Origin of the sequence: Actinoplanes sp. HUAS TT8 (assembly GCF_051380535.1) — a bacterium.
Taxonomy (GTDB): Bacteria; Actinomycetota; Actinomycetes; order Mycobacteriales; family Micromonosporaceae; genus Actinoplanes.
The window spans coordinates 1,043,614-1,057,381 of record NZ_CP195646.1 but is presented as its reverse complement, the minus strand read 5'-3'; the positions used below and the strand labels follow the sequence as shown (position 1 = coordinate 1,057,381).

The following is a 13,768-nucleotide window of genomic DNA, read 5'->3' as shown; positions in this document are numbered from 1 at the left end:
GGGCGGACCTCAGGGTGGGCTCAGCGACAGACCGGCCGCCCCGCGTGGGCAGGGCGGCCGGTCGGCTGGGAACGGATCGTCAGCGGTGGGAGGGGTGATGGGCGTGGCGGCGAGCGGAGTCGTGACGCGGAAGCTGGATGGCGTCCGGCAGCCCGTGCGCGGCGGCGAGCCCGTTGGGCTGCTGCAGCAGGTGTCCTTCGGCGACCAGGTCGGCCAGCAGGCCGGTCAGGCGGGCGTCGAATTCGGTCGAGCGGCGTGCCGACCAGCCGTAAAGACCGGTCACGGCGGCGAGCAGATCGTCCACCGGCAGGACTCCCCCGTCGACCACCAGGTTCTCCAGCGCGATCGCGAGCTCCGCGTCGGAGACCTGGTCGGCCTTGCGGGCCACGCCGTCGGCGCGGTGCCGCACCGGCGGGATCACCTGGTCCGGGTCGCCGAGGAAGGTGCCGTCCCAGGCCACCCCGGCCTCCTCGATCACCGCTTCGATCGCGGCGCGGGCCGGGCGGGTGATCCGGGCCAGGCCCCACTCCTCCCGCATGCGCTGCAGGGCGATGCTGATGTGCACCGGGCCCTCGATCTCGGCCAGCCGCCGCACGGCCGCGATCAGGTCGTCGCGCAGGGCCGGGTCGGTGAGCGTGGCGCCGTCCGGCAGCGGGGCCAGGTCCGCTTTGCGGTAGGGGCGGAGCCACTCGTCGGTGTGCGCCACCACCTCGGCCGCCGTCTCCGTCGCCCGGGTCGCCAGCTCCCGCTGGGTCTCCGCCTCGGTGTGTGTCCAGCCGGGCGGGGCGGCCATCGTCTCCTCGAACTCGGCGATCGCCGTGGCGAAGTCCGGCTGCCCCTCCATCTCGGCGCGCCACGCGTGCCGCCCGACCGACTCCGCGCGGATCGACTGCTCGGCCACTGCGGCCGCGGCCTCGGCCAGATCCGGGTCGATGTGGGTGGTCCCGGTCAGCTCGTCGCGGATCTGCGAGATGGCGCCCAGGCGGTCCACGGGCTCCACCGTCTCGTCCAGCCCGACCAGGAACTGGGCCGCGGCCGCGGCGAGTTCCTCGGTGCCGACGCCGAAGCGGGCGGCGACCTCGGCCAGGTCCTCACGGCTGGCCGTGGTGTCGTCGGCGCCGGTCCCGGCCGTCCACGCCACCGGCTCGTCGATGCCGGCCGGCGACCGGTCGACGGCACTGACCGTCGGCGAGTCCTCGGCGGGCTCGATCTCCTCGGCAGCCTGCCGGTCGGTGTGAGTGGCGGAAGGCCATGTGATCGGGGAGACGCGCCGTTCGGCGGCCTCGCTCGCCCTGGCGGTCGGCCGCTCGGCCGGGGTGACGAGGCGCTTGGCGAGTTCGGACTGTTCCTCCCGGCCGGCCGAGGGCCACTTCACGGCCGAGGCCGACCGGTCGGCGGGCTTGGCCGTGGTGGACTGCTCGCGGTCGGCGATCGGCCACTTGACCGTGCTGACCGACTTCTGCGGGGCGGCGGGCCAGTCGGTGAGGTCGTCCTCCTCGTCCCACTCGCCGGTCTCGTCGCGGGTGGCGGTGGGCCACTCGACCGCCCTGACCCGGGGCTCCCCGGATCCCGGCTTCTTGTCGGAGGTGGGCCACTCGACGGATTTGACCCGGGACTCCTCGTCCGTGGTGGGCCACTTCACCGCTTTGACACGGGGCTCCTCCTCGGCGGGAGGCCACTCGACCACGCGACTCGCGGAGGGCCGGTCTGCACGGGTCGTCGCGGTGTCCTCCAGGGCCGAGGGCCGGCCGATCTGTGCGGCGTCCTCGTGGGTCGCGGCCGGCTCGTGGAGGTCAGGTGCGTGATCGGTGGTGGACAGATCGACGTCTGGTTGCCCGTCGGCGGCCAGGTGGTCGGTGAGGTCCGGGGCCTCGTCGGACCGGTCGGCCGGTTCGTGCTTCAGGTCGGCACTCTTCACATCGGCTCCGGCCGGCCGGCCCGCGGTGGCGTGGTCGACCCGGAGCTGGGCGATCGCGGTGTCGAGGTTGGCGCCGAGGTAAGCCTCGGCGGCGGCGAGTTCCTCGGCGCCGGCCTGAGCGAAGGCGAACTGGGCGGCGATTCCGGACAGCGGACCGTGCTCCACCGAGGCCGCGACCGGCGAGCCGTGTCCCATGACGTGGCGGGGCCCGGGCTGCGAGGTGGACTCCTCCTCGACGATCTCGGCGAAGAGTTCCTCGTCCTGATCGGATTCGGACGCGGTGTGGTGGACGAGGCCGTCGGTCTCGTGGGCCGCGGCGAGGTCGGCCTCGGCGGCGGCTTCGACCTCGGCCAGGCCGATGTCGTCGGCGTCCGTCCAGGCGTACAGGTGCTCCTGCTCGATGATCTCCGGGTCGACGAAGGTCGCAGGGATCTCGTCGTCCGGCGCGACGAAGGTGTGCTCGCTCTCGGGGGCGAACGCGGTGCTCGCCTCCGTCGTGGAAGCGAACCCTTCACCTGTCTCGGCTGCAGCAGCGAACCCCGTGCCGGCAGCGAACGCGGTGGCCGCGGGCGCGGCGTGGGCGTAGGCGGCCACGGACTCGGCCGCCGGTGCGGCGTGGGCGTGGACGGCCACGGTTTCGGCCGCCGGCGCGACGTGGGCGAACGCGGATGCCGTGAAGGTGCCGGTCGCGACCGCGGCGGCGAGATCGTCGACCGAGAGCGGCTCGCGCTCGACCCGTTCGGTCTCAGCGGTCGCGTAGGTGTGGGTGACGCTGACCTCGGGCGCGGTGGTGGCGACCTCGGGCTCGGTGAACGTCGCCTGGTAACCGGCGGCGTATCCCTCGGCGGCGTCCGCGATCAGCTGGTCGGCGGCACCCTCGGGGGCCGGGGACACCTGGGCGACGGCGAGTTCGGGCAGGTCCTCGTCGGGGAGCGCGGCGAACGCGTCCTCGATCGCGGTGCGCAGCCGGGTCTCCTCGCGTTCCCGGTCCAGGTACCAGGAGGTGCCCCAGACCCGGTGCAGCTTCCAGCCCAGCGCGTCGAGCACCTGCGCACGGATCCGGTCCCGGTCGCGGGCGGTGGGCGCCGAGTCGTAACTGGTGCCGTCGCACTCGATGCCGAGCGCGAACGGGGCGTTGCGCCGGGCCGAGCGACGGACCCCGAGATCGATCCGGAAGGCGCCGGTGCCGACCCGGGTCTGCACCCGGTAGCCCCAACCGCGGATGACGTCGCGGACCGAGTCCTCGAACGGGGTCTGCGACTCGCCGGCCTCCGGCTCCTCCAGGTCGAGCGCGGGGATGCCCCGGGCCGCGTACTCCAGGAAGTGGGCCAGGTGGCGCAGGCTCTCGTCGGTCTCCGACAGGTCCCGGCCCCGGACCTCGGAGATCACTTCGAGGCGGCGACGGGCGCGGGTGGTCGCCACGTTGAGGCGACGCCAGCCGTCCCGGCCCTCGAGGCCGCCCAGCTCACGGCCGATCGCGAAGATCACCACGTCGCGCTCGTCGCCCTGGACCGCGTCCAGGTTCTTGACGAAGAAGCCGCGCAGCCGATCGTCCTCGGGCGGGACGACCATGTCCGCGACGGCCGCCTCGACGTCGTAGGCGTCCTGGGCCGAGCAGACCACCACCCCGAGGCTGAGCTCGGGCCGGGTGACCAGGTGGTGCGCGACCCGGGTGGCGACCAGGTCGGCCATCGGCATCTCGCCGCCGGCCGGGTAGAGCTGCACCCCGCCGTCCGGGCCGGGCGGTGCGAACGCCGGGAACGTGTTGAGCCGTCCCTGGTAGAAGGCGTGGTTGGCGAAGGCGATGAGCGACTCGTCCCGGCTGCGGTAGTGCGTGGCCAGGTCCAGGACCCGGAAGGCGCCGCAGCTCAGGGCCAGGTCCAGGATCGACGGCGTCGCGCCGCCGGGAGTCGGGGCGACCGGCAGCTGCCGGTCGTCACCGCAGATCACCACGGCATTGCCGCGGTAGGCGCAGGTGATCGCGTCCGGCACCGGCACCCGGGACGCCTCGTCGATGATCACCACGTCGAAGTGCAGGTCGGCCGGGAGCAGCCGGCTCACGTCGGCCGGGGACATCACCAGACACGGCTTGACCGCCATCGCGGCGTGGGCGGTGCGGGCGAAGAGATCCCGGACCGCCAGGCGGCGGCCCAGGTGGGCGGCGGAGGCGCGGAGCAATGCGGCCTCCCCGGCGGCGGCCTCGGCCGGCTGGAGCGCGTCGACCGCGTTCATCACCTCGGCCGCGGCGGCCCGCTGCAGACGGACGTCCCAGAGCCGGAACTCGTCGACCAGGCGGTCCCGGGAGACCGCGTCCAGCGGGGCGAGCCGGTCGTCCTCCCGGATGATCGCGTCGGCCCAGGACTGGAAGAGGGCCCGGCCGAGCACCGGCAGGATCTGCTCGACCGGCAGGTCCTCGCGGGTGCAGAAGTCGACCACGGCGTCCAGGCCGTGCTCGGCCAGCACCACCCGCGCGGCCTGGTAGTCGAACCACTCCTGCTGGCCCCGGTTGTCGTCGAGAAGTTCGCGGAGCAGCTCACGGGCGGTGTCGCGCTCGTCCAGGGCGGCGCTGAGCGCGGGGTGCCGGCTGGGCGCGAAAGCACGCAGGATCCAGTCCCGGGCGGACTGCCATTCGGCGACCCGGGCCGGCAGGGTGTCACTGGGCCGGGTCCGGGCGACCACCTCGGCCTGCTCGGCGGTGAAGGCGATGTCGCCGCCGTTGCGGATCCGCCGGGCCTCGGACGTCCAGGCCATCGCGGTGGCCAGGGCCTCCACGTCGGTCTGGGTGCCGCGGTAGGCGTTGCCCAGGACCTTGGCGTAGTCACGGGCGTTGGAGGACAGCGCCGCGGCGGCCTCCGACGCGCTCTCCCGCAGCAGGCCGATCGCGGCCGCCTCGGCCAGGGTGAAGTCCCGTCCGGCGGCCACGCTGTAGGCCTGCACCAGCTCGGCGACGGCGGTGAACGGCTCGACATGGGCGCGCAGCCAGGTGACCGCGTCGTGGATCGGGCCGTTGGCGAGCTGCGGCCGGGGCGCGGGCTCGGGCGCCGGGCGCAGGGCGGCGGTCCAGCGTTCGAACTCCCGGCCGGCCTCGCCGACGATCCGGATGATCGCGCTGTTCGGGGTCGGGGCGCAGATCCGCTCGATCAGCGAGGGCAGCGCCTCCGGCGGGGTGACCCGCAGGGTTTCCTCGGCGGTCTGCAGCGCCCGTTCGATCGCCTCGAAGTCGGTGTCCTGCCGTTGCCAGTGCCGGCCGAGGATCCCGGCGTACTCACGCTCGGCCTCGTCCAGGTCCTCCAGGGCGCGTTTCCAGGCGGCGGCGGCGTTCAGGTTGGCGACCGCCTGGGAACCCTTGACGTCCGGGCGGGCGATCTCCGCGGCCGCCTTCTTGTCCCGCCGGTAGGGCGCCCGCAGCTTGCCGATGCCCTTGTGCTGGCGGGCGAACCGCTCGGCGAGCTCGTCCACCGGCTCGGCCAGCGCATTCTCGCTGAAGTGCTCGCGGGCCCGGGCCTCGGCGGCCTTGACCACACTGACGACGCGGCGGAGGTTGCGCATCGCGGCGTGCGCGGCGTGCGTGCCCATGCTGTCGAACCAGGCGGGCTCCGGCTTGTCCGGGCGCGACAGCAGGTCGACGATGGCGGCCAGCCGCGGCAGGTCGGTGAACGCGACCACGTTGGGCAGGCCGAGCCGGGCGGTGACCCGGTCCAGGCTGTGCTGGTGCTGTTCGATCCGGTCGGCCTCGTCGGCGAAGCGCCGGGCGAGCCCGCGGGCCTGCGCGGCGGTGAGCGGCAGCAGCTCGACCGCGGGCGGCTTCAGATGGGCCAGGCTCGGGATGAGCGGCAGCTTGCCCGGCGAGGGCAGCGCGCTCCAGGTCACCCCGGCCTTGGCGCGGACCGCGTCCTCGGCCTGGTGCAGGGCCTTCAGATGGCGCAGCAGGCCCTCGGCGGCCCGGGCCACCGGTTCCAGGCTGGCCATGGTCAGCCACTCGTCGGCGGCCTCCGGCGGGCGCCGGGTGGCGTGCCCGACCAGCGTGGTCAGGGTGATCGCCTCGCCGATCGAGCCGATCAGGAACGCCTCGGCCAGCGGGTCCCGCTCGATCGCGTCGACCAGGTGGTCCAGGGCGGTCTGGGCCTGGTGCAGCCGGGCGTCCAGGCGGTTGCGGTCGATCACGTCACGCCACAGGAAGTCGTCGCCCTCGCGGGCCGGACGCCAGGCCCGGCCCAGACGCTCGGCGGCGTCCCGGACCCGTTGCAGCGACTGGGTGGTGAGCGGGATCGGCAGCTCGGCCGGGGCCGGCGCCTGCGCCACATCGGTCATCTGCGCGCACATGCCGAGCACGTCGTGCAGGCGATGGCCGAGCGGCTCGCGCACCTCGTTCATCGCCTCGGCGTAAGCGTTCAGCCGGCGGCGGTGCTCGCGCAACGCCTCACGTTCGTCGGTGGAGAGGTCCGGCGGCGGCAGCGGGATGAAGTCCAGGGCCGCGGCCAGGGTCGCCGCCACCTGGTCCCGGCCGGTCCGGCCGCTGTGCAGCTGGAGCAGGTAGTCGTGCAGGCCGGTGGGTTCGAGCCGGTCGAGGACGGTGTCCAGGGCGGCGGCCTTCTCGGCGACCAGCAGCACTCGGCGGCCGGCATGCATCAGCCCGCCGATCATGTTGGCGATGGTCTGCGACTTGCCGGTGCCGGGCGCGCCGCGCATCACGAACGTGCGCCCGTGCAGGGCCGCGGTGACACAGGCCCGCTGCGCGGCGTCGGCGTCCAGCACGAGCGGGACGTCGTCCGGGGTCGCGACCTCGTCGATCCGGCGGCCGGCGATCACCTCGAACTTGAACGCGTCCGGCTGCGCCTCCGGCTCGGTGGCCAGGGCCCGGACGACCGGGTGGGCGAGGATGCGCCGCTCGTGGTCGAGCAGGTCGGTGTACATCACCTCGCGGTGCACGGCGAATCGGGTGAGCATCACCGCCTCGTCCGAATGCCAGTCCGGGTGATCGCCGAGCGCGGCGTCCAGGCGGGCCCAGAAGACGGTGACGTCCAGGGCACCCAGGCTGTCCACGGCCGGCAGCTCGATGTTGTGCCGGCGCAGGCAGATGTCCAGCGCCGGGTTGACGATCGGATCCTCGGCACGGGCCCGCAGCCGTGGGTAGTCCTGCGGGTCCGGGGTGACCAGGTCCACCGGGATCAGCAGGATCGGGCTGACGTGCTCGCTCCCGCCGTCCGTCCAGCGGACCGTCCCGAGACCCAGGTAGAGCGTGGCAACGCCCTGTTCGAGCAGGTCACGATGGGCCGTCTGACGCAACGCCCGCAGGGTCGCGTCCATCTCGGCGTCGGCCATCGCGGTCTGGAACACGTGGGAGGCCCGCGGTCGCGGGCCCTCCGCCTGTTCCTCGATGCCCAGGAAGCCGCACTCCCGGCCCTGCTGAAGGGCCTCGACGATACTTCGCGGCGACGGGCTGACGATCTCGACCACCCCGGGCGCCGTGGTCCGCACGTCGATCAGCGGATTGGCGCCAGTGAGGTCGAGCAGCCCGTCCCGCCACTCTTCCAGCGTCGCCCGCACACGGGCATCAGGCCGCCCGGTCAACCCATCCGATTGATCCCACCGCATTTTTCCATTCCAGCAAGGCGACGGGCCGCATGGTGGCGTTTTTTCGGGTTAATCCGACGTTCCGCACGGATCGGACCACTTGGCGATCCCACCAGCAACACCAGCCCCACCAGCGACACCGACGACGGCCCTCGCCGGGCGGGCCGGGCCAGAAGCCCACCGAGCCGGACCGCCGGGGCCTGCCCCGGACGGTCAAAGACGAGGCAGCAAAGAGTCGACGGCTGCGGGCTGCGGGCTGCGGGCTGCGGGCTGCGGGCTGCGGGCTGCGGGCTGCGGGCTGCGGGCTGCGGGCTGCGGGCTGCGGGCTGCGGGCTGCGGGCTGCGGGCTGCGGGCTGCGGGCTGCGGGCTGCGGGCTGCGGGCTGCGGGCTGCGGGCTGCGGGCTGCGGGCTGCGGCCGGGGGTGAGGCGCGGGGCTGGGTGTTTGCGGCAGGGGGCGGCGGGGCGGGTGACGGCGATGGGGCGATGGGGTGGACGTGAAACGGCCGCTCCGGGGAGGAGCGGCCGTTTGTGGGAGAACGGGAGGGGTCAGTCCCAGGTCGGGACCCACCACTGCCAGCCGGCGGGGGCGAGGGGCCAGCCGGCGTCCGGGTGCCAGCCTTCCGGGGGGTACCAGCCGTCCGGCGGGGTGGGCCAGCCCGGCGGGACCACGAACTTGATGCCGGTGGGGGCTGGGGGGATCGTCGGGTGGTGGTTCGTCTCGGGGGCCGGGGAGACCGGGGCGGAGCCGGTCGCGGTGGCGGCCTGGTGCTTGTTCATCACTACGGCGGAGAGGGCCGGGATGACCGTGGTCTCGGCGATCTCGCCGGCGCCGCCGAACAGGCCGGCGGGTGAGCCGGTGCTGCTGAACGAGCCGGTCGAGGAACCAGCGCTGCTGAACGAGCCGGTCGAGGAGTCCGAGCTGTCGAACGAGCCGGCGGTGAACGAGCCGGTCGACGAACCCGGACCGTCGAACGAACCTGCGGCGAACGAGCCCGTCGACGAACCGGGACCATCGAACGAACCGGCCGCGAACGAACCCGTCGACGAACCCGGACCGTCGAACGAACCGGGGTGGGGCGAGCCGGGGTCGAACGAGTTGGGGGTGTCGAGGGAGCTGGTCCCGTTGAAGGAGCCGGGGCCGTTGAACGAGCCGGCCGACGGGGAGCCGTCGAAGGCGGCCGGGCCGGGGCTGGTCGGGATGCCGCTGACGGTGCCGGGGAGCGGGGCGGTGCCGATGCCCGGGATCTGGTGAGCCGGGACGCCGGGAACGGGTACGCCGCTGGTCGGGATGCCGGAGATGGAGCCGGTCGACAGGCCGGGGGCGCCGCTGGTGGGGCGGCCCGGAATCGAGCCGGTCGACCTGCCCGGGATGGAGCCGGTCGAGGAACCCAGACCCGAGCCCGCGCCACCGCCCAAGCCCGAGCCGCCGCCCAGGCCTGCGCCACCGCCCAAACCGCCGCCCAGGCCTGCGCCGCCGCCGGGGCCGGCGCCGGGGCCGGGGGGTGAGATCGGGTCGTCGGGCTGGGGGCGGCCGGCGATGGTCGGGACCGGGCCGCTGACCGACGCGGCCCAGCTCGGGACCGGGCCGCTCGGCTGGACCCAGGTGGGGACGAGTTCGCTGCGGTCCATCCAGGTGGGCTGGGCGTCGCTGGGGGTGGAGGCCCAGCTCGGCACGGCGTCGCTGCCGGTCATCCAGCTGGGGACGGCGGAGGTGCCGGCGGCCGGGAGTTCGGGGCCGCTCGTGGTGGGGACGACCGGGGTGGTCGGCGAACCCGACGAGGTTCCCGGCTGCGAGCCCTGCGACGGACCCGTGAGCGAGCCCGAGAACGAACCCGACGACAATCCCGCCGAGGACCCCTGCGACAGGCCGGCCGAGGATCCCGGCGGCATGCCTGACGGCGAGCCCTGCGGCATGCCCGACAGCGAGCCCGAAGCGGACCCGGAAAGGGAACCCGAACCCTGCGCGGAGGCGGCCAGCGAGCCCTGCGAAGCGCCCGACAGGAAGGCCTGCGACGAGGCGGACAGGGAACCGGGTGAGGAGACCGGGACGTTGGCGGGCGGGGCGTTGCCCGCCGGCGGGGAGACCGGGGCGACGCGACCGCTGGCGGCGCTGCGGGCGGCCGGGCCGGTCCAGCTCTCCGGGAGGTCCTGGACGCGGACCACGTACAGGAGAACCTCGGTCTTGTTGGCATTGCTCTTGACGATGGCGCGGGCGGCGACCACCAGGCCGCGCTCCGCCTGGTAGCGCAGGATCGGGGTCAGTTCGAAGCTCATCTTCGGGCTGAGGTCGCCGACCCGGGCGTCACCGATGCGGACCTCGACGAGGTGGTCGGCCATCTCGTGGAGTGTCACGTACGCCCAGCACTCGCCTTCCGGCCGCTGGAACGGCGCGAGGGCGTCGAGGTGGTTCTCCTGTCCGTTGACCTGCAGCGCCGAGCCGGTCGGGAGCAGCCGGTGGTCGTGCACGGGCGGCTCGTTGGCCGGGACCAGCATGTGCGGTTCGGCCAGGTCGAGGCGGATGGTGCCGACGAAGGCCGGCGGCCGGCCGTCGTACTCGCCCCACTCGCGTCCGTGGATCTGGGCGTTGACCTCGGGGATCAGGTTGCGCTTGGCGAGGTTGGTGATCACCCCGATGTAGCGGACGGCTTCGGGTCGCGGCAGGTGCCCGAGCAGCGCGTTGTCGGCCCAGACCCCGACCGCGTTGCGATCGTGGCGGTTGCTGCGGTCGGGTATCAGCTGGACCGGGACGGTTATGTCGGTTCCCTGCGGGTTGAAGTCGTTTCCGAACAGCGCACGTATCGCCTTGGCGTAGTGCGTCTCGCCGACGACCTCGGCGCTTGCCCAGCCCGCTTGTCCCCAGAGTTGGAACCGATTTGCCACACGGGAACGTTAGTGTCTGCTTTCCGTCAGTCACGTCGTCCGTACGGATGACTACCGCTAGCCGGACGGTCCGTATCTGAATGATCAACTCTAAGCAGCGTTCAGGAAAAGCCCCGGCAACCTTCCGGGGCTTTTGCCCTCCGGACTCCCGTTAGCCGAGCTTGATGACCATCTTGCCGGTGTTCTCACCGCGCATCAGGCCGAGGAACGCCTCGGGCGCGTTGGCGAGCCCGTCGACGATCGTCTCCTGGGCGGAGATCTTGCCCTCGCGCAGCCACCCGCCGACCTCGGTCACGAAGTCGGCCATCCGGTCGCGGTGGTTGGAGACGATGAAGCCGCGCAGGTTCAGCTCCTTGCCGATGGCGAGCGCCAGGTTGCGCGGGGCGGCGGGCGCGGACGTCTCGTTGTACTGCGAGATCGCGCCGCACAGGGCGACCCGCCCGTACTTGTTGAGCGACTTGATCGCCGCCTCCAGGTGGTCGCCGCCGACGTTGTCGAAGTACACGTCGATCCCCTCGGGCGCCGCGTCGCGCAGCTGACCTCGTACCGAAGCGTCCTTGTAGTTGAATGCGGCGTCGAAGCCCAGGTCGTCGACGAGGTGCCGGACCTTCGCGGCCGAGCCGGCGCTGCCGATCACGCGCTTGGCCCCGCGCAGCTTGGCGATCTGGCCGACGACGCTGCCGACGGCACCGGCGGCACCGGAGACGAAGACCACGTCGCCCTCACGGAACTGGGCGATGTCGAGCAGCCCCACATACGCGGTCAGGCCGGTCATGCCCAGCAGCCCGAGGTAGGCCGACGGGGTGGGCGCGGCGGCCGGGTCGACGACCCGCACGTGTGCGGCGTCCAGGACGGCGACGTCGCGCCAGCCCAGCCCGTGCAGCACGGTCGCGCCGACCGGCACGCCGGCCGCCTCGGAGGCGACGACCTCGCCGATCGCGGCACCGTCGAGGACCTTGCCCACCTCGAACGGAGCGACGTAGGACTCGGTGTCGTTCATCCGCCCGCGCATGTACGGATCGACCGACATGAACTGGTTGCGCACCAGCACCTGCCCCGGCCCGGGAGCCGGGGTCGGCAGCTCGACGAGCTCGAAGTTGTCGGCGGTCGGCCATCCGCTGGGACGGCTGGCGAGACGGATCTCCTGCATGGGGTCACTCCCGGGGACGAAGCGGAACAGTTACTCGACAGTACGTCGAAAAACTCGACAGCGCGTCGACTCCGCCCTGTTAATCGCGTTACCGTGAACGTCATGAGCCAGAGGCGACGCGGACCCAGCAAGGGCGACCTGCGCGAACGCGCGATCCTCGACACCGCCCGGACGCTGCTCGGCCGCAAGCCGCTGGCCGAGATCACCATCGACGAGCTGGCGGCCGGCGCGGAGATCTCCCGCAGCAGCTTCTACTTCTACTTCGACTCGAAGCTCGCGGTCGTCGTCGCGCTGCTGCACGGGCTGGCCGGCGAGCTCGGCCGCGACTCCGGCCCGTGGCTCGACGGCACCGGCCCGGACGAGCCGGCCCTGCGGCAGTCCCTCGCCGCGCTGGCCGCCCTCTGGCGTGACCAGGGACGACTGCTCGCCGGCGCGCTGGCCGCGGCCCCCGGCTGCCCGCCCATCGCGAAGTGGCGGGCCGGTCTGCGCGAGGCCCACGTCGACCGCCTGGCCGCCCGGATCACCCGCGACCGCGCGGCCGGCCTGGCCCCGGACGGCCCGGCCCCGCATGTGCTGGCCGCCCTGATCGACGACCTGCGGACGGCCGCGTTCGCCTCGGCCGGCGACCCCGAGGGCCTGGTCGACGACCTGGTCACGGTCGAGCAACGGATGCTCTACGGCGATTTCCCGGTTCACCACTCGCCCGGGTGATCGGCCGGGCACCCTGAAAAGCATGCGTATCGGTGTCATTGGAGCAGGGCAGCTCGGCGGCACTCTCGCGACGTGGTGTGCCGAGAGTGGACACGAGGTCGCGGTCACGTCCCGCCATCCGGACCGGCTGACCGACCTGGTCGAGCTCGGCGACGGGCACATCCGCGCGCTCACGGTCCCGGAGGCGGCGACCTTCGGCGAGGTGCTGTTCTTCGCCCCGAACTGGGAGTCCGCCCGCGAGGCGATCGAGCTGGCGCACGACGCGATGGCCGGCAAGGTGGTGATCGACGCCACCAACCCGGCCGAGATCAGCGTGCCGATCACCGGCATGACACCCGGCGCGCCCGGTCCCGGCGGCCTCGGCTCGTTCGCGCCGGGCTTCCCGTCGGCCCTCGACATCCCGTCGTTCGTCCGCGTCCCCGAGGCGCCCGGCACGACCCGCGAGTTCGGCGCGACCGCCCGCAGCGGCTTCGAGAAACTCATCGAGTGGGCCCCCGAGGCCCACTGGGTGAAGGCGTTCAACACCATCTCGACCGACGTCCTCGACCGCCGCCGCGGCCACGATCCCCTGCTCGCGGAGTACGTGTGCACCAACCAGCGCGATGCCCGCGAGGCCGCCTGCCGGATCATCCAGGAACTCGGCTTCGCGCCGTTCTTCGCCGGCGGTCCCGAGGCCGCGCGCCTCACCGAGCCCGGCGGCCCGCTGCAGAACCTCGAGGTCGACGTCCAGGACGCCAAGGACGCGCTGGCTTCCGCGCTCGCAACCATTCACTGAAAAGATCACATTCTTCATTGCCTCGGTCCGCCGTGGTCCAGATCGTCGCTCCCGCGGGGACCCTTCCGGTCTGAGCAGGGCGCTGGCGCGCCCAGAACGCTCAGCCCGCAAGGGCGACGTGGTCGGGTGGTCGCGGTCAGAGCAACAGACCCGTCCACCGGCGCTCGTAGAGTGGGCCGGTGGAGATCGTGGAACTGCTCGCCTCGCCGATCCACCGTTTCGAGGGGCGGCCCGCCGACGGGCCGGCCCCCGCGCCCGACGGCGAACTCGTGCCTGAGGTCCGGATCCGCGCCGGGCTCGGCATCGTCGGCGACCGGTACTTCAACCACGCCGCCCACCGGGACGCGTCGATCACGATCATCGCCCGCGAGTCCCTTCCGGACGGGGCCGGGCTCGCCCAGGCACGGCGGAACATCCTGGTCGCCGGGCTGCGGTTCGGCGAGCGGACCCTCGACGACCTGGTCGGGTCGACGCTCACACTGGACTCCGGGGACGGGCCGATCCGGCTGGCCGTGCGGCGGCGGGCCAACCCGTGCGCCTGGATGGACGTGAGCATCGGAGCGGGCGCGTTCAAGGCGCTGCGCGGGCGGGGCGGCGTCCGGTGTGTCCCGCTCGACGACGGCATCCTGCGGGTGGGGCCGGTCTTCGCCTCGATCGAGGCCGCTGTGTCCGTACCGTAATCGTCTTTTGATTGTCGGCCGGCAAGGAACGGGCTCAGTGCGGACGGGAACCGGCCGATAGGAGTAGGTCGGACGTCGG

General features: G+C 73.2%; 6 protein-coding genes. 3 read left to right on the top strand and 3 right to left on the bottom strand.

The features are described from left to right. Positions 1 to 79 precede the first annotated feature (79 nt). From ACSHV8_RS04645 to ACSHV8_RS04635, 3 genes are all read right to left on the bottom strand, one after another. On the bottom strand, positions 80 to 7,465 hold the full coding sequence (locus ACSHV8_RS04645) for a DUF4011 domain-containing protein (RefSeq protein WP_436529707.1): 7,386 nt from the start codon (positions 7,463 to 7,465) through the stop codon (positions 80 to 82). A 574-nt stretch (positions 7,466 to 8,039) separates the two neighbouring features. Beyond that, a complete protein-coding gene (locus ACSHV8_RS04640) occupies positions 8,040 to 10,373 on the bottom strand; it encodes a hypothetical protein (protein WP_436529705.1) in 2,334 nt (777 codons plus the stop codon). Positions 10,374 to 10,524: 151 nt separating this feature from the next. Further along, a complete protein-coding gene (locus ACSHV8_RS04635; RefSeq protein WP_436529704.1) occupies positions 10,525 to 11,523 on the bottom strand; it encodes an NADP-dependent oxidoreductase in 999 nt (332 codons plus the stop codon). Positions 11,524 to 11,625: 102 nt separating this feature from the next. Between ACSHV8_RS04635 and ACSHV8_RS04630 the strand changes: the two genes are divergently transcribed. From ACSHV8_RS04630 to ACSHV8_RS04620, 3 genes are all read left to right on the top strand, one after another. After that, complete coding sequence (locus ACSHV8_RS04630; RefSeq protein ID WP_436529702.1) at positions 11,626 to 12,234, top strand: TetR/AcrR family transcriptional regulator; 609 nt, start codon at positions 11,626 to 11,628, stop codon at positions 12,232 to 12,234. A gap of 22 nt (positions 12,235 to 12,256) precedes the next feature. After that, positions 12,257 to 13,009: an NADPH-dependent F420 reductase gene (locus tag ACSHV8_RS04625; protein ID WP_436529700.1), complete on the top strand. Its 753-nt coding sequence runs from the start codon at positions 12,257 to 12,259 to the stop codon at positions 13,007 to 13,009. Positions 13,010 to 13,188: 179 nt separating this feature from the next. Further along, a complete protein-coding gene (locus ACSHV8_RS04620) occupies positions 13,189 to 13,689 on the top strand; it encodes a molybdenum cofactor biosysynthesis protein (RefSeq protein WP_436529698.1) in 501 nt (166 codons plus the stop codon). Positions 13,690 to 13,768 lie beyond the last annotated feature (79 nt).